This is a genomic window from Streptomyces sp. NPDC051582, assembly GCF_040681715.1.
Classification (GTDB): domain Bacteria; phylum Actinomycetota; class Actinomycetes; order Streptomycetales; family Streptomycetaceae; genus Streptomyces.
The window spans coordinates 1-15258 of the sequence record NZ_JBFAZJ010000046.1 but is presented as its reverse complement, the minus strand read 5'-3'; the positions used below and the strand labels follow the sequence as shown (position 1 = coordinate 15258).

Genomic DNA, 15258 nt, shown 5'->3' with positions numbered 1-15258 from the left:
ACCGAGCCGGATCCCGACACCTGTAGCAGACGAAAGGCCCGTTTGCTCTCTGGAGGTGCCGCCGTGCTCCCGACTTCCCCCGTGCCCGCTCCGGCTGACGCCGCGGCGCCGCCCACCTTGCCCGCGGACGGTGCGCGATGACCACGACCGACCTCATCGACGGCGTCATCGGCTTCACCGGGGACCTTCCCGGTCACGCCGAACAGCTGGCGGACTCGGTGATGGCCAACGCCTGGTGGGTCGCACTGGTCGCCCTGGTCGCCGGCGGTGTCGCTGCCGCGGTCCGCTGGGCCCTTTCCCGCGGCCCGATGTCCAAGCGAACGGCCCTGGAAGTGCTGCCGACCACCGGCTTCGACCCGAAGCCGGAAGAGGTCATCCGCTTCGGGCACCAGATGGCCCGCGCGCACAAGAGCGTGTCGCGCTGGCTCGTCTCCTCGACCCGCACCAGCGCCCTCCGCGTCCGCTTCACCTGCTCCGACGGAGCGCTGTCCATGAGGGTCGAGGGCCCGGACCGAGCGATGTCGGTGCTGCGCCACCAGGGCTACGCCCAGGTCGAGATGAGGCCCGTGGAGGCCGACGGCCGTGCCGCACGCGAACAGCCGCAGATCCGGCTCGGCTCCTGACGCCCCGACGCACACCACAGACAGGTAGACCATGACCATCGCACCAGACCCGACCGTTGCACCGCCGGTCGATCTCGCCAAGCCGCAAGCGGACGTCCGCGACAAACCGGCCCCCCGGGAGATGCACTACGCCCGCGCGGAGCTGGCCCTGGCACTCCCTGACCACCTCGCCCTGCGCGAAGTGCCGCTCACCCCGGACCCGCTCGAGGCCCTGGCCAACGCGGTCGCCGACGTCCGCGAGGATCTCGGCGAGAGCGCCGACGTCATGCTGGACCTCGTTCCCGTCGCCCCGAACCGGGTCGGCAGCCGCCGCCGGCGCCTGCTCGCCCAGGCCCGCCGCAACCCGTCGGACGGTCCGGCCATACCCGGCATGCCGCAGCAGCGCACCAACCGGTTCGGCTTCGACCTCGGCGCCGTCATGTCCGAGATCGCCACCGAGATGAAGGGCAACCAGGGCGGCGGCGCCCGGCAGCGGCAGCACCACCAGCAGCAGCAGCGCACCCACCGCGTCGCCGACATGAAGGCCGCGATGGGCAAGCTCGCCCCCGGCGCCGAGCCGGTCTTCTCCATGCAGCTGCTCGTCCGCACCTGCGCACGCGATGAGTACCGGGCCCGGATGCTCCTGGACCAGGTCCTCGCCGCCCTGGAGCCGTGGTCCGGCGACAACCATCTCCGGCCCGTCGGTCTCCACCTCGGAGTCACCCGCGTCCGTTCGGACCACTGGTTCTACCGGAGCAAGTTCGACCGCCGCTTCGAGACCGGGCTGTTCGTGCCGCGCCGGCACTCCTGGGTGACCGCCCAGGAGATCGCCGGCCTGCTCAAGCCGCCCACCAAGCACAACAACGCCCCCAACATCACCCGCTCGGGTGGGGTCGTGCCGCCCCCGCCGGCGGCCCTCCCGACGTGGACGGGACAGAAGGGCCTGCTCCCCCTCGGCTGGGTGTCCAAGTCCGGCGGCGGCGAGCGCCTGGCCGGCGTCCCGCTGAAGTACCTGCTGTTCGCGTTGTTCCTCGGCAAGTCCGGCTTCGGCAAGACCGAGATGTCGCTGGTGCAGGCGATCGCCCTCGCCCACAACGGGTTCGGCGTGCTCTTCCTCGACCCCCACGGCGACGGCTGGACCCGCGCGCGGCCGTACCTGGCGCACAAGGAACTGGCCGACCGGATCTGGGAGATCGACCTCACGTCCCCGGAGCTCGACAAGATGGTCGGCTCCTGGAATCCGCTGTCCATGGAGCGCCGGCGCGAGTCGGAGATCCCCGACATCGTCCAGTACATCGTCACCGGCTTCGCCGCGGCCCTGAACTGGAGCGACAGCGCCGGCCGAGCGAAGACCATCCTCACCAGGGCGGTCGAGTCCCTGGTCTACCTGTCGTGGCACGTCTGCCGCGCCGGGCGGCCCGAGCTGGCGCCCACCGTCTTCCAGATCCGTACGATCCTCACCGACGCCGTGTGGCGCACCAACGTGCTGCCTTACCTGCCCAAGGACATCCGGGACTTCTGGGAGAACGTCTTCCCGAGCTACAGCAAGGAAGCCGTACCGGTCGTCACCAACATCATCGAGCGCCTGTCGTCCAGCAACGCGATCAAGGCGTTCCTCGGGTCGAGCCGGTCGACGTACGACATCCGGCACGCCATGGACACCGGCAAGATCGTCTTCGTCTGCCCCGCCGGCACCGGCGACGTCGACCGCATCATCAGCTCCCTGCTGATCTACGACCTCTTCCGCGCCGGGCTCTCACGACGTGACACCCCGCCCGACCAGCGCCGCGACTTCTACACCTTCATCGACGAGCTGACCAGCGTGGACGGCGCGTCCAAGGGCACCCTCGCCCAGATCACCGAGCAGCTGCGCAAGTACAACGTGAAGTTGCTCGCCATGACGCAGATGGCGCAGCGGCTGAGCGCCACCACCCGGCAGGGCCTGCTGCAGAATCTGTCGATCCTGTCGACGACCGCGTCCGACGTCGACGAGGCGACGCTGGTCACCCGACGGTGGGGAAAGAAGGTCTCCCCTGACACGATCGTCCAGCTCAACCGGTACAACTACGTGATGTCGGTGACGCTCGACGGCGGTACGAGCGACCCGTTCCGTGTCCGCGGTGCCTCGGTGGAGGACCTGTACGGCGACTACTTCCGGCCGCAGAACGAGGAGCGGCTGGCCCGGGCCATCGACGAGAACCTGCAGCGCCGCTCGGTGCGCGACATCCTCACCGACCTGCGCCGGCTGGACCTGAGGCTGCGCCGGTTCATCGTCACCCTCGATGTCCCGCCGGACGACGACGATCCCACCGGCGCCGACGTGCCGCCTGAGGAGCCCGACTTCGACGAAGCCGCACCCGCGGACGACGAAGGCCCCGGTGGACCGACCGACGGCCCGGCGTCCGCCGGTGAGCCCGCCAAGCCTCGGGTCCACGACAGCGAAGGCACCCTCATCAGCGGCGCCCAGCCCGATCCGGCTGACGAGACCCCGAACAACGTGCACCCGATCAATCCCCACCAGAACCAGTCGAGGCTCGGATGAACATGCCCCTCGCCGAATCGCCCGCGACGTCGGCGCCCACGCGCAGCTTCCACACGATCGGCCGCGAAATCCTGGAACTGCTGTACCAGCACCGGGTGCTGTCCACCCCCCAGCTGCATGTGCTGCTGACCCTGCCCGAGAAGCGGCCCGGCCGCCCCGTGTACCTGCGCTGGCAGCTCGGCGAGCTGCACCAGGCCGGGCTGGTCGACCGGATCCGGGCACAGGGACCCGGCGGCCGCGGGCGCGTCCAGAGCCAGCCGTTCCTGTGGTTCCTCACCGAAGCCGGCGCCGCGTCGGTGGAGGAGGCCGGGGAGCTACCGTCCCGGCCCTACCGGGTGTCGCCCGAGTCGGTCGCCGGGGCCCGTCAGGCGCACACGCTCGGCGTGAACGAGGTCGGGGTGGCCTTCGTCGAGTGGGCGCGCCGCCTCGGCCACGAGTGCGGTCCGCTGGACTGGACCCCGGAGGTCGCCAACCGGATCCGTGACGGGCAGCGCCGCTTCGAGGACGACCACGTCATCAGCGACGCCCTCCTCAACTACGTGCACATGGAGCGCGGTGGCCGGCGCACGATGCTCAGCTACTTCGTGGAGTTCGACCGCGCCACGATGACCTCCGCGCGGCTCGCCGCGAAGCTCCAGGCCTACGGGCGGCTGTACGAGTACGTCCCGCAAAGTACGGACCGTGCGCGACGGACCCCGAACGCGACGCGGCCGGCGTGGATGTACAACTACCCGGTCTTCCCCCGGGTCCTGGTGATTCTCGACGCGGCTCCGCCGAAGGCCGGGGAGCCGGACCGGCGCCCGCAGCGGCTGGCCGCGCGTACGGAGGACCTCTACACCCGCGCCGCGGCGGATGTCCGTCTCAGCCGGCTCAAGGGCGACATCCACATCGGCGTCACCACCCTGCAGCAGCTCCAGGAGCACGGGCCGTTCGCCCCGATCTTCACCCCGCTGCTGAGCGGCACGCAGTCCGCCCGCCCCGCCCCTACCGACCTCTACCTCGCCACGAAGTGACCGGCCGCGCCCCGGCCCCGAAGGAAGCAGCACCATGACCAGTACCTCGCTCGAGGCTCCGCCCGACGGCGGGAGCATGATCCGGCTCACCGAGATCCTGCACCGCAGCGTCAAGCTGCGGCAGCGGCGGTTCGAGATGCTGCCGCTGCGCGGCCAGGGCGCACCCTTCACCGAGCCCCACGCCCGTAACCCCTCCGACTCCCTGCCTCCGTCCGAGCTCGCCGATCTCATCTCCTCCATGTCCGTCATCGGCCTCCTCGAGCCGGTCCTGGCCGAGGAGATCGTCGTCGACGGAAAGGCGCCGACGATCCGTCTGGTCACGGGGGAGCGCCGACTGCGTGCGATGCGCTGGGGTGCCGTCAACCGGCCGGACAACCCGCACTTCGCGGCCCTGCCCGCCGTGGTCTGCCCGGGTCCCTTGTCCGAAGAGGAGCGTCACATGTGGCGCTTCGTCGAAAATTTCGCGCGTGAGCCTCTCCGGCCCGGCGAGCAGGCCGCCGCCCTGCTGTACCAGCGGTGCGCCATCCTTGTCGGCAAGCTCCTCAAGGCCGGCAAGCCCGTGCCCCAGGAGGTCTACGCGATTCCTGACCCGGCAGAGCGGTTCTACGCCCTGGAGAAGATCCGCGGCACCGACAGCGCATGTGCCGCTCCCTGGAGCGAGGTGCTGGACCGGCTCGGGCTGCAGCTCAACGAGCGCAAGGCCGGCGAGCTCGTGCGTGCGTTCCGCGCGCTGCCGCGTGACCTCACCGAGGAGATGGACGAGGCGGCGGTCCGCCTGAACACGCGGATCAAGTTCGCCGAGCTCCGCAATGGCCGGGCGCAGGCTGCTGAGGGCATTTGGGCCGCGTTGAAGTCCTCCAAGCGGCTCCACCTGCTGCCGACCGCCGTGAACGTCGGTTTGGAGGAGCCCGAGCTTGACCCGGAAGAGATCATCACCGAAGCCGAGGAGCGTCAGGACGCGGCGAACGCTGGCCGCCGGGCGAAGCTCACCCGGGTCCTGAGCAGCCCCGAAGCTCAGGAGGAATCCGAGGACGGCGAGGACGACGCCGCCCCGTCGGCATTCGGCCAGGAAGGGCCGGCCGAGGTCTCGGTGGCGGAGGGTGCGTCGCAGCTGGCACCGGCGTCGGCGGCCGAGGCCGGCACGGCGGCGCTGTCGGCCGACGGCGCCCCCAGTCGCCCGGCCGTGGAGGCCGACACGATCCGCACCGCCCTGGACGGAATCCGCGGCCTGCTGGTCGAGGTCCGAGCCGGCAAGGAGATCGCGCGTTACGACCGCGGTTCCCTGCGTCTCGCCCTGCGCGAGCTCAGTACCCACCTCGACGACGCCCCCGCCGGCGAGACAGACCACGACGCGATGAACGAAGGAAGCGAAGCCGCATGACCAGTGTTTCCCTGCCCATCCCGACCGTCGGCGTTCCCCTGCCCGGCCGGGGCTGCGACTGCAACAGCTGCGCCTTCTACGCCGGCCCGGACGGTCGGGGAGGTCCGGCCACCGTCGAGCCGCTGTGCACCGGCCAGAACTCGGACTGCCGGTTCTGTGGGTGCGCGGCGGCCGAAGCTGACGCTCCGGCGAACGCGTGCGTGACCCGGAAGTGCCCGATCCGGTGCGGGAGCCGGACCGACATAGCCGGGTGGATGGCCGACGTCGGCGGCACCCTGACCTTCGACGACATCACCGTCGACAGCACCCTGCCCGCCGGCTTGCCGTCCTTCATCCCCATGACTGACGGCAGCGCCGTCACCAAGCTCGACACCAGCCTGAACTGGCCGGCCTACGGGGTCGGTCTGCGGCGCGTTTTCTCCCCGGACACCCACACGCTCTACAAGCGCTTCACCGAGCAGACCGCACGCCAGGCCCTCGCCCTCGGGGAACACCAGAAGGCCGTCCTTGTCGGCTACGGCGAGGACCCCCTCGTCGAGGCCTTCTGGACCCGCCGCGAACGCGACAGGCTCGTCGAGCGAATCGCAGAGCAGGAGTGGGACCTGGTGCTGTCGTGCAACTACAGCATCTACGGCGACTGGCCCCGCACCGAGCACCTGCTGAACATGCGCCGCAGCTTGATGCTCGCCCAGGAGTTCGCAGAGGCCGGCGTGAACGTCGTACCGAACGTGTACTGGTTCCGGCTGGAGGACCTCCAGCGCTACCTCGCCTGGATCGAGGACACCCAGCCGGCGGGCATCGCCATCAACGTGCAGACCGTCCGCGACAACGCTGACTGGGACAGCTGGGAGCGGCCCGGCCTGCACTGGCTTGCCGAGCATCTGCCCGAGGACATGCCGGTCTTCCTCACCGGCCTGTCCCGAGCCAACCGCATCGCCGAGATGGCCGAGATCTTCGGTCCCCGGTTGACCTTGATCTCCCAGAATCCCCATCAGTACGCCCTGCACGGCGCGATCATGACCCCCAACGGCCGCGAGGACGTCCACGCCCGCAGCGAGGACGCGTTCGCCGCCACGGTCCAGTACATGGCCTCGCTCCTGCCGAACCGCTGAAACTTCTTCGCCCGCACTGTCACACCGGCGGCTCCTCCCACACCTGTAGCAGGTGAAAGCACCTACGGGAGGAGCCTCCATGACGACCGACACCAACCACCCTGATGCCGAGACGACGCAGACGCCGACGGCCGCTCCCGCCTGGCGGCTGTGGATCCTGCTCGTCTGGCACCCCGTGCTCGGCCTTCCGGTCGACCCCGTGGCCGTTCTCGGCCTCGACGAGGGCCAGCAGCAGGCGGCACCGGTCGTGCGCTGGGTCCCACTTGTCTACGAGGCGGCCGACCCCTGGCGAGAGCGCCTGAGCGCACCCACCACCAGCCAGGACATCGAACGCTGGATCGCGCAGTCCGGCGGCGTGTGCGCGATCGAGCCCGCCGACGTTCCCGACGGCGCGCTCGACCTCACCCACGCCGCCGACCTCGTCCTGGACGAGCTGCTCGCCGAGGTCATCCCTGCGCTGCCGTCGCGTGGTGACGGCTGATGGGCACGGGCAGCAAGTCCTCGCACGCCTCCTACGCCGTAGGGCCCACCACCGCGTCCGAGACGGACGACGTGGTGGCCGAAGCGCCGGCGCAGCCCATGTCCGACGAGGAAGTCCAGGCCAAGGCCGACCTCCTGATGGCGATGAACCTCATGGAGGAGATCACCGACCCGCCGTTCGCCCTCGACCCCGAGGACGAAGTCCCGACGGACCCCGTCGAGCGGTACAACGCCTTCGTCGGCCAGGTCGAGCAGGCTCAGGAGGCCATCGAGAAACTGAAGGAGGCGGGCGCTTCCGACGAGGAGATCGAGGCCCACACCAAGGCGCTGAAGGCGCAGACCCTCGCCTACCTGAACTCGCTCGACGAGGACGACCTTCGCGAGATTGCCGAGGCCAAAGGCTTCGAACACCCGGCGCTGGTGGGTCTGTCCGGCAAGGGCCAGCACCCCCTGGTCCACTGGCTCGACCCCGCGTACCCGGGCGACATCCCGTCCAAGGCGAAGATCCAGGCCGCCGCTCTCAACCGGTACAACGAGCTCCTCGCCGGCAAGACGGTCGGCGGAATGACGCTGGCTGACCTGCACGAGCTCGAGGGAACCGAGCCGCCCCTCAGCGACGGCGCCTGGAAGGCCACGCCGGACGAGGTCGCGGCCTCCGCCCAGGCGGTGACCGCGTCGATCGAAGCCTGGAACGAGGCGAAGAAGACCTACGGGCCGCAGTCTCAGGAGCAGAGGGCCGAAGCCCTGCAGGCCATGCTGGCAGCCGAGCAGAAGATGGAGTCGGCCGACTGTCCTGAGCTCGGCGAGGACCTGGCCAAGGCCAAGGCCGAGGCAAAGTCGGTGGTCGACGAAGCTCTCAATCACGGGTACGTGGATCCGAAGGACGTCAAGCCCCTGGTCCAGGAGGCTCTCGCCTCGGGGAAGCTGAGCGAGACCGAGGCACAGCACCTCAGTGGTCAACAGCTCGTGGCACTCATGCGGCCCAACACTCCGGAAAGCCAAGTGGAGTCGCTGAAGGCCCTGGCGGCCAAGCGGCAGGAGCAGCTGGCGAACCTCGACGCCGGCTACGCCGCCCACGTTGCGATGGCTCCCGGTGGGGACCAGCCGCTCAACCTGCCGCCGGCGGGCGACCCGGGCGCGCCGCAGGCGATCGCCGCGTGGGCGAAGAACGCCGGCGACGTCCGGGACATGCAGACGAGCGTGAACGGCTGGTACGCCTACACCCAGCAAGGCGGTGCCAGCGACACCCCGTACGCCGAGCACCCGGCCCTCGGACCGGGGAAATACCTTCAGCCCAACGAGATCACCAGCGACTTCAAGACGTGGGCCGCGAAGCAGAAGCTCGCCGACCTGCGCACCGTCGCGGCCGAACTGGGGATGGACAACAACGGCAAGGCCACGCGGGCCCAGGTCCAGAACTACATCGCCGCGAGCTTCAACAAGAAGTACGACCAGCAGGCCATCAAGGACAAGGTCAACGCGGACGTCGCGAAGAAGGAAGCGGCCAAGGCCGCCAAGTCGGCAGCCGCCATGGCACCTTCGGCGAAGCCCGATGGGGGTCTGGCCTCCGACGAGGCGGTCCAGGCCCTGGCGAGCAAGCTGCCGAAGAACGGCGCGACCGCCACGCCCAAGCCGTCCGCGAACGCAGCGAAGCCGGCGAAGGCGCCGAAGCCGGGGTCGTTCAACGCGAACATCCAGGCGCTGATGGCCGAGGTCCAGCAGGCGAAGGCGACCAGCCAGGACGTCCCGGCCTACGTCGATCCCAAGGAGGTCGCCGGCTGGTCCTTCGGCGCGGGTACCAAGGTGTCGAACCTCGGAGGGACGTACGCCAAGACCGTCCATACCGGCCCGGACGGCTCGCAGTGGATGTTCAAGGCCGACCACAACCACGGTGGGGCCCTGGGCCACACGGAGGCCGCCGCGTCCCAAGTCCTGTCGTTGGGCGGCGTGCCGGCAGTGCCTGTGTACCACCACAAGAAGGCCGACGGCACGGCCGGTTCCATCCAGCCGCTGCTCAAGGACGCCAAGCCGTTCACGTCCAGCCCGAGCCAGTGGACGCAGTCCCAGGTCGACGCGATCGTCCGGTCGCACGTGGGCTCCTGGTTCGTCGGCGAGCACGACGGTCACCAGGACAACTGGCTGGCCACGCCCTCGGGCGGCCTCGTGCAGATCGATCGTGGGCAGGCCTTCAAGCACTACGGCCTGGACAAGCTGTCGGTCGACTACGCCCCCAGCGGCGGCGGCGGCTTCACCCCGATCCACCAGAAGCTCTACCAAGCAGCCCTGGGAGGCGGCTTGGCCAAGGGCGTCAAGATCAGTCCTGCCGCCGCGCACCCGGTGATCAAGAAGTTCGAGTCCATGCCGGATGCACAGCTGCGCTCGATCCTGCACTCCACCGCGCACGAGGGCGTCAAGGCCGGCGTGGCGTGGGTGCCGCAGATGCGCAGCAAGGCGGCCAAGGCGCTGAAAGTCCCGCAGTCCCAGGTCACGCACGCCCAGATCGCCGCGGCGTTCCTGGACCACGCAGTCGAGAGGAAGAACAACTTGCGTCAGAACTTCGCCGACTTCTTCGTCAAGCAGATGGGTCTGCCCTCCGGCGCCTCCCTCAAGCACGGCGGTGGTAGCTGATGGGAACCGGATCCAAGTCGAGCCACCAGAGCTACGCGGTCAGCCCCACCGCGCTCGCCGAGGCACCCACCGCGCCGCCGGACATCACCGGAGCGCCGAATGCGCCCGAGGGGACGGACCTCACGGGCGCGGCCGCGGGAGGCACAGGCGTCCCCGAGCTCGAGGAGCTGGAGCTCTCTCAGCTGCTTGCCGAACCTGCTCCCCCTGCGGAAGCTCCCGTTCCCGAGGAAGCTCCGGCGGAGCTCGACGCGCTGCTGGGCGCCGAACCCGCACCTGAGCCTAACGTGTCCGCTACCGGACCCGAGGAGGAACTCCAGGAGGCTTCGGCCGAGCCCGAGGGCCTCGCGGCTGAGGGGGAGCTGCAGGACAGCGCTGAGGAGGCGCCGGCGGAGGAGGCCGGACTGCTCCACGCCGACGACATCGAGGAGGTCGAGGAGGAAGATGAGGAGACGGACCCGCCGCTGACGCCGGTGCCGGCCGCGCCCCCCGTCGGCGAGCCGACCGGCACGCCGCTCCTCGTGGGCGGGGACGACTTCATCAACTCCGAAGCCACCCTGGTCGCCTACGACTCGCCGGACGGCCCGCGGGAGGTGCTGCTCACGCACATATCCGAGGAGGCCGAGGAGAAGCTCCTCGACGCGCTGAGCATCCCGGGCACCCACATGGAGGAGATCCAGGTCGAGGAGGAGGTCAAGGAGCGCCTCGACCTCGACAAGGAGAAGAAGCTGGCCGAGCTGACCAAGACCGCGATCAGCTCGGTGCAGCACAAGCTGAAGACCGGCTCCGAGATGTCGGACGCGTCGATCGCCAAGCACCAGGCGGCTGTCGACGCGGTGTCCGCCGTCCTGAGCGACCCGTCGATCAGCGACGACGAGAAGGCCATGGCCCAGCACTACATGGACCAGCTGAACGTCGTGAAGGACAAGATCGACAACGGCGGGTCGGTCATGCCGTGGATGGACGCCTACGAGGTGACCGAGACCAAGATGGTCACCAAGCAGATACCGGTGCCCAACGGGGAGCCGGAGCCCGGCACGCTCGCCGCGAAGGTCCGCAAGGCCAGCCGGATCAAGGCGTCCCTCGACCCGGAGACGGGCCAGTCGTCCTGGGACGGCGTCACCCGCAGCTCCGCCAACGGCACCGAGTACGAGATCGACATGGGTGACGGCTGGACCGCCGTCTACCGCCCGTACAAGGACAACGACCCGAAGCACACGGAGTTCTCGCTGCGCGGGCAGCTCGAAGTCCACGCCCCGGCTGGCGCCGGCCACGGCAAGGACCTCGTGGAGCGCCTGGAGCAGCTCCACCTGATGAACAAGCCGATGACCGCGGCCGAGGGCGAGTGGACGTACCTGTCGAACAACATCCAGGCGCAGGGGCTCGGTGGAGCCGCTGGCATGCAGGCGGCCATGGACACGGCCCAGGGACTTCAGGACCTTCAGGTCCAGGAGATCGTGCACCAGCGGATGGAAACCCTCATGGGCCTCGACAGCGGGGACCTGCAGACGGCGATGAAGCGGATCCAGTTGGAAGCCGCCCACAAGGTGCTGCCGATGAAGGTCGAGGTCGTCCGGGACGCCGTGGCCAAGGCCTCCGGATTCTCGGACGGGGCCGCACTGGCGGCCAGTCCGGGCTACGAGCCGACACCGTCGACGTCCGGCAAGTGGCTGACGTGGTCTCGCTTCGACGTGACCGGGAAGCAGGCCGAGATCCAGGGGGCGTTCAAGGGGAGGTCCCTGACCCACGGTCTCCACGGCGGTGCGCTCGCCAGTCTCCTGGGAACCGGCGTACTGGCCTCCACGGAGAAGCGGGCCGTCATGGGCATCGGCGGCGGACTCGGCATGAGCGAGCAGGCCGACAAGATGACCGGCGGCGCCAACAGCGTGTTCCTGCGGGTCAAGAAGACTCCCAGCCAGCCGAGCGGCGGCATGCTGATCTGGGACGACCCGAGCGTGCTGATGCGACGAAGTGACTATTACGCCTACAACGGCGACCACTACGGCGCCATCAACCCCGCGCACCACAACTACAACGAGAGCGCGATCACCCGGGACCCGATGAAGATCGCGAAATTCTCCGCCGCCGGCAACGAGGTCATGTTCAGGAACGGGCTCGACCTGTTCGGAGCGGAGGCGCCCAGCCGGATCGTGTGCCACACCGCCGCGGAGCGCACCACCATCCTCGCTTCCCTCGCCTCACGTGGCATCACCCACATGGGCGGGAAGGCCGTCGAGGATGTCCTGTGCACGACCGACGACTACAGCTGACAAGGAGCGATCGAATGACACAGCAGTGGCGACAGCGATTCTCGGACCTGGTCGCGGGCAACCACAGCCCCACGGGCGACCCGGTGGACGCCGGCGCGCGCCTGATCGTGTGGGACCCGGACGGGACGGAGGTCTTCCGCGCCGCCCTCGCCCGGCACCACCGGGTCGAGGACGAGGATGAGCCAGAGCAGGTTCTGTGGATCCGGCCGCTGGTCGGCGGCGAGGACAACGGCGCTGGCTACCTGTTCAATCTCAACGCCACCCGTCGGCGCTCCCTGACCTGCGCTCGCGGCACCCTTGTCGACGACGGGGTGGAGATAGACCTGACCAGCGGGCAGCGAGCACGCATCGAGCCGGCCGACGGCCCCGAGCTGGAGCAGCTGATCCACTGGGACGACTTCACCAACCGGCTCACCCCCGACGAGGACGCCGCGCTCAAGCGCCTGGACGCCGACTCATGGCACGGACGGTACGCATGAGCGGCCCGACGCCGGCACCGAAGAGGCGAGCAAGGGGCGTGTTGGCATGATGGCCTCGAGGCCACGGCGGCCGCGCGGAGGAACCGGGAGGTCTCGCTGCGCCGGCCGCATGCCGACCAGCATCGACGCAAGATCCAGACCGCGCCCGAGAGGAGGAAGAACATGGCAGATCGAGCCCACCCGGTCACGGAGCAGAGGCACGCCGAACTGCGGAGCCCGCTGCCGGAGGACGAGCGGAACCTGCCTGTCGACGTGCATTGGCTGCGCCGGCGAGCGAAGCAGTTCGCCTCCGTCTCGCAGCGAGACTTCCACCTCGTCTTGGACCTCGCGGCGTACGCGTCGATCAGCGGCATGCCGTTCCTCTCGCACTACGCAGCCCAGGTGTATCTGGGCCCGAAGAGCGCGCGGCTGAAGGTGCCGTTGATGGCCGTCAACCTCCAGCTGGTGACGACGCGCGAGGAGGCCGACCGCGCGCTGGCTCACGAGACCATGCACCTGGTCGTTCCGTCGTACGGTCACAAGGCAGCCGCGTTCGCCCGGGCCCAGCTCCTGCTCGACCAGGTCGGACAGCTCACCGCCGCGCCGGCGTAGTCCGGCGTCCACCGGCCGGCCGCGCTGCTGCTCCCCCAGGGGCATCAGCTGGCCGGCCGTCACTTAAACCGGTGCGTTGCGTATTCGCGTTTCAATATGTATCGTGGTGCGTGTCGGACGGGGAAGACCCCACCGGCCGGAGCCGCTGTTCGCGGCCCTCAACTCCAGCCCTGTGACCCTGACGCGCGCCAGCGTGCCGATCACGGGCCTGACCCTTCTCGGAGACCCCATGCCGAGCACCATGAAGAAGCCCTTCAACTACGTCGAGAACGCAGCCGTCACGGCCGCGGTGAAGCGCGCCCGGACCGGTCAGCCCGCTCAGATCGGCCCGGACCCGGCCCTCCACAGTCAGGACGCCGAACTGCACTGGGTGGAGGCGGTGCTGCGCCACCGTCTCTCACTGCGCTCCCTCAACCGCCCGGTCAGCATCCGCACCAAGGACGACGACACCCATCCGCTCGTCGCGGACGGCAAGCACTTCCCCGCGGTGGCGCTGTCCATCCCCTTCGCGGACAAGACGCTGACCTTCCTCGCGAGCTACGACGACCGACGCCGCCTCGTCTTCGACCTCCTCGCCCCGTGCGAGCGGTGCGGCGCGCCGGTTCCCACCGAGGAAATCAACTCCCTTGAGGACCTGGGCGACTACCTCCTCCAGGCCCGCGACACGCTCGGGGGATCCCCCCGCCTCCGTACCTCCCCCGCGCACGCCGCGGACTGCCTCGCACACGGCGACTGATCGCTCTTCCCCCTTGCCCACTGGCGCCCCCGGCTGATGCAGCCGGGGGCGCCCTGCATGAAGCGACACCTCACCATGACGACAGCAATTCCCGGCCCCTCCGCCAGCAAAGAACCTGTGCAGCACGAGCCGGACCCCCAGCCCACCCCTGACGTGCACGGCCCCTTCGGCCGGGTCGTCGACGTCCGCAAGGACGCCCCGACGTCGGCGTCATCGGCGTGGGTGACGTGGCTGCTGTTCATGGTCCCGCTGTACATCGCCGAGTTCCGGGACCTCCCGCAGTTCGAGATTGCGCGCGTCTCGGCGCGGGCCGCCGACCTGATCGCCAGCCACGGCGACGACGCGCAGTACGGCGGCCACCACCAGCGCAGTGCGCGCACCGCCATCGCCAAGGGACTCGGCGTGCTCGCGAGAGCCGGCGGCGGCGTGACCGCGCTGGGAATCCACGCGTGCGTCCGCCCCCACGCCGGCTGCCCCGGCATTTCACCCACCCACTCCTCCCCTTCGAAGCACGAGGAACGAGATGTCTGAGAACAACACGGCCGGCAGCACCAAGCCCAAGCGGCTCCTCACCCAGAACTCGGACCTGAGGAGAATCGGCGTATACAACTGGACGCTTCCGGCTTTTGTGATCGAAATGCCTGACGGCAGCCATTTCAACGTCTGCCCCCAGGCGGGCGTGTGCGCCCAGTTGTGCTACGCCCGGGTCGGCACGTACCGGTTCAAGAACGTCCGCGCAGCCCACATTCGAAATCTTCTCCTCTGCCGGGACACCCCCGAAGAGTTCGAGAGGCGAATGACGGAAGAACTCAGCCACAAGCGATACGCCGGAAAGTGGATTCGCTTGCATGATTCAGGCGAGTTCTTTTCCGATGAATACGTCCTCACCTGGATGCGCATCATGAGGAATTCGCCGGGAGTCCGTTTTTACTGCTACACCAAGGAAATCAGCCGGTTTCGTCGGCTGGTCGTGGACGATGCGCCCGAAAATTTCCTCTGGTGCTGGAGCCTGGGCGGGAAGGAGGACCACCTCATCGACCTGAAGACCGAACGGCACGCAGATGTTTTCCCGACCGTGGAAGCGCTGATCGCCGCCGACTACACCGACCAGACCGAATCCGACCTCCTTTCCGTTCTCAGCGAGTCCCCGCTTGTAGGAATCCCGGCCAATCGGATTCCGCACCTTCTCAAGAAGCAAGGGCTGGAGACATTCGGCAGCCTCCAGCGGGCGCGCGACAAGAAGCTCCGCGCGAAGAACTCGGGCGCGGACCAGGACTTTGCCCTCGCGCACTGACCGCTCACGTGGGGGTGCCTTCGGGGAGGGGCGGATCACCGCAGATGCCGACGTAGTGGGCCACGAAGGCGGCCAGGGTCAGTGAGTGGAAGACCTCGTGGAACCCGAAGAAGCGGGGGGAGGGGTTCGGGCG

General features: G+C 69.1%; 13 protein-coding genes. All 13 read left to right on the top strand.

What is annotated here, in order from left to right; all coding sequences use genetic code 11:
* Nucleotides 1–137 precede the first annotated feature (137 nt).
* Nucleotides 138–623 carry a hypothetical protein gene (locus tag AB0M92_RS35960; RefSeq protein ID WP_366106566.1) on the top strand — a complete coding sequence of 162 codons (486 nt, stop codon included), beginning with the start codon at nucleotides 138–140 and terminating at the stop codon, nucleotides 621–623.
* A gap of 31 nt (nucleotides 624–654) precedes the next feature.
* On the top strand, nucleotides 655–3144 hold the full coding sequence (locus tag AB0M92_RS35955; RefSeq protein ID WP_366106565.1) for an ATP/GTP-binding protein: 2490 nt from the start codon (nucleotides 655–657) through the stop codon (nucleotides 3142–3144).
* A complete protein-coding gene (locus AB0M92_RS35950) occupies nucleotides 3141–4157 on the top strand; it encodes a replication-relaxation family protein (protein WP_366106564.1) in 1017 nt (338 codons plus the stop codon). The genes AB0M92_RS35955 and AB0M92_RS35950 overlap by 4 nt, the downstream gene beginning before the upstream one ends.
* Before the next feature lie 34 nt (nucleotides 4158–4191).
* Nucleotides 4192–5538 carry a ParB N-terminal domain-containing protein gene (locus AB0M92_RS35945; RefSeq protein ID WP_366106563.1) on the top strand — a complete coding sequence of 449 codons (1347 nt, stop codon included), beginning with the start codon at nucleotides 4192–4194 and terminating at the stop codon, nucleotides 5536–5538.
* The gene (locus AB0M92_RS35940; protein WP_366106562.1) at nucleotides 5535–6650 is read left to right on the top strand and encodes a DUF4417 domain-containing protein; all 1116 of its coding nucleotides are present in this window, start codon (nucleotides 5535–5537) and stop codon (nucleotides 6648–6650) included. The genes AB0M92_RS35945 and AB0M92_RS35940 overlap by 4 nt, the downstream gene beginning before the upstream one ends.
* A 79-nt stretch (nucleotides 6651–6729) precedes the next feature.
* Nucleotides 6730–7131, top strand: a complete 402-nt coding sequence (locus AB0M92_RS35935; protein ID WP_366106561.1) for a hypothetical protein — start codon at nucleotides 6730–6732, stop codon at nucleotides 7129–7131.
* Nucleotides 7131–9758 carry a hypothetical protein gene (locus tag AB0M92_RS35930; protein ID WP_366106560.1) on the top strand — a complete coding sequence of 876 codons (2628 nt, stop codon included), beginning with the start codon at nucleotides 7131–7133 and terminating at the stop codon, nucleotides 9756–9758. The genes AB0M92_RS35935 and AB0M92_RS35930 overlap by 1 nt, the downstream gene beginning before the upstream one ends.
* Complete coding sequence (locus tag AB0M92_RS35925) at nucleotides 9758–12025, top strand: hypothetical protein (protein WP_366106559.1); 2268 nt, start codon at nucleotides 9758–9760, stop codon at nucleotides 12023–12025. Before AB0M92_RS35930 ends, AB0M92_RS35925 begins: the two co-directional genes overlap by 1 nt.
* 14 nt (nucleotides 12026–12039) lie before the next feature.
* Nucleotides 12040–12504: a hypothetical protein gene (locus tag AB0M92_RS35920; RefSeq protein WP_366106558.1), complete on the top strand. Its 465-nt coding sequence runs from the start codon at nucleotides 12040–12042 to the stop codon at nucleotides 12502–12504.
* A 162-nt stretch (nucleotides 12505–12666) separates the two neighbouring features.
* On the top strand, nucleotides 12667–13095 hold the full coding sequence (locus AB0M92_RS35915; RefSeq protein ID WP_366106557.1) for a hypothetical protein: 429 nt from the start codon (nucleotides 12667–12669) through the stop codon (nucleotides 13093–13095).
* A gap of 229 nt (nucleotides 13096–13324) precedes the next feature.
* Entirely contained in the window at nucleotides 13325–13831 is a 507-nt protein-coding gene (locus AB0M92_RS35910; protein WP_366106556.1) for a hypothetical protein, read from the top strand.
* 117 nt (nucleotides 13832–13948) lie between these two features.
* Entirely contained in the window at nucleotides 13949–14362 is a 414-nt protein-coding gene (locus AB0M92_RS35905) for a hypothetical protein (RefSeq protein WP_366106555.1), read from the top strand.
* Complete coding sequence (locus AB0M92_RS35900; protein ID WP_366106554.1) at nucleotides 14355–15125, top strand: hypothetical protein; 771 nt, start codon at nucleotides 14355–14357, stop codon at nucleotides 15123–15125. Before AB0M92_RS35905 ends, AB0M92_RS35900 begins: the two co-directional genes overlap by 8 nt.
* The last annotated feature ends 133 nt before the right edge of the window (nucleotides 15126–15258 follow it).

What these genes read in the sequence shown, in the direction of transcription:
- AB0M92_RS35900 (WP_366106554.1), top strand. Translation starts at nt 14,355, where the DNA reads ATGTCTGAGAACAACACGGCCGGCAGCACCAAGCCCAAGCGGCTCCTC.
- AB0M92_RS35920 (WP_366106558.1), top strand. Translation starts at nt 12,040, where the DNA reads ATGACACAGCAGTGGCGACAGCGATTCTCGGACCTGGTCGCGGGCAAC.
- AB0M92_RS35955 (WP_366106565.1), top strand. Translation starts at nt 655, where the DNA reads ATGACCATCGCACCAGACCCGACCGTTGCACCGCCGGTCGATCTCGCC.
- AB0M92_RS35930 (WP_366106560.1), top strand. Translation starts at nt 7,131, where the DNA reads ATGGGCACGGGCAGCAAGTCCTCGCACGCCTCCTACGCCGTAGGGCCC.
- AB0M92_RS35960 (WP_366106566.1), top strand. Translation starts at nt 138, where the DNA reads ATGACCACGACCGACCTCATCGACGGCGTCATCGGCTTCACCGGGGAC.
- AB0M92_RS35925 (WP_366106559.1), top strand. Translation starts at nt 9,758, where the DNA reads ATGGGAACCGGATCCAAGTCGAGCCACCAGAGCTACGCGGTCAGCCCC.
- AB0M92_RS35915 (WP_366106557.1), top strand. Translation starts at nt 12,667, where the DNA reads ATGGCAGATCGAGCCCACCCGGTCACGGAGCAGAGGCACGCCGAACTG.
- AB0M92_RS35945 (WP_366106563.1), top strand. Translation starts at nt 4,192, where the DNA reads ATGACCAGTACCTCGCTCGAGGCTCCGCCCGACGGCGGGAGCATGATC.
- AB0M92_RS35950 (WP_366106564.1), top strand. Translation starts at nt 3,141, where the DNA reads ATGAACATGCCCCTCGCCGAATCGCCCGCGACGTCGGCGCCCACGCGC.
- AB0M92_RS35935 (WP_366106561.1), top strand. Translation starts at nt 6,730, where the DNA reads ATGACGACCGACACCAACCACCCTGATGCCGAGACGACGCAGACGCCG.
- AB0M92_RS35940 (WP_366106562.1), top strand. Translation starts at nt 5,535, where the DNA reads ATGACCAGTGTTTCCCTGCCCATCCCGACCGTCGGCGTTCCCCTGCCC.
- AB0M92_RS35910 (WP_366106556.1), top strand. Translation starts at nt 13,325, where the DNA reads ATGCCGAGCACCATGAAGAAGCCCTTCAACTACGTCGAGAACGCAGCC.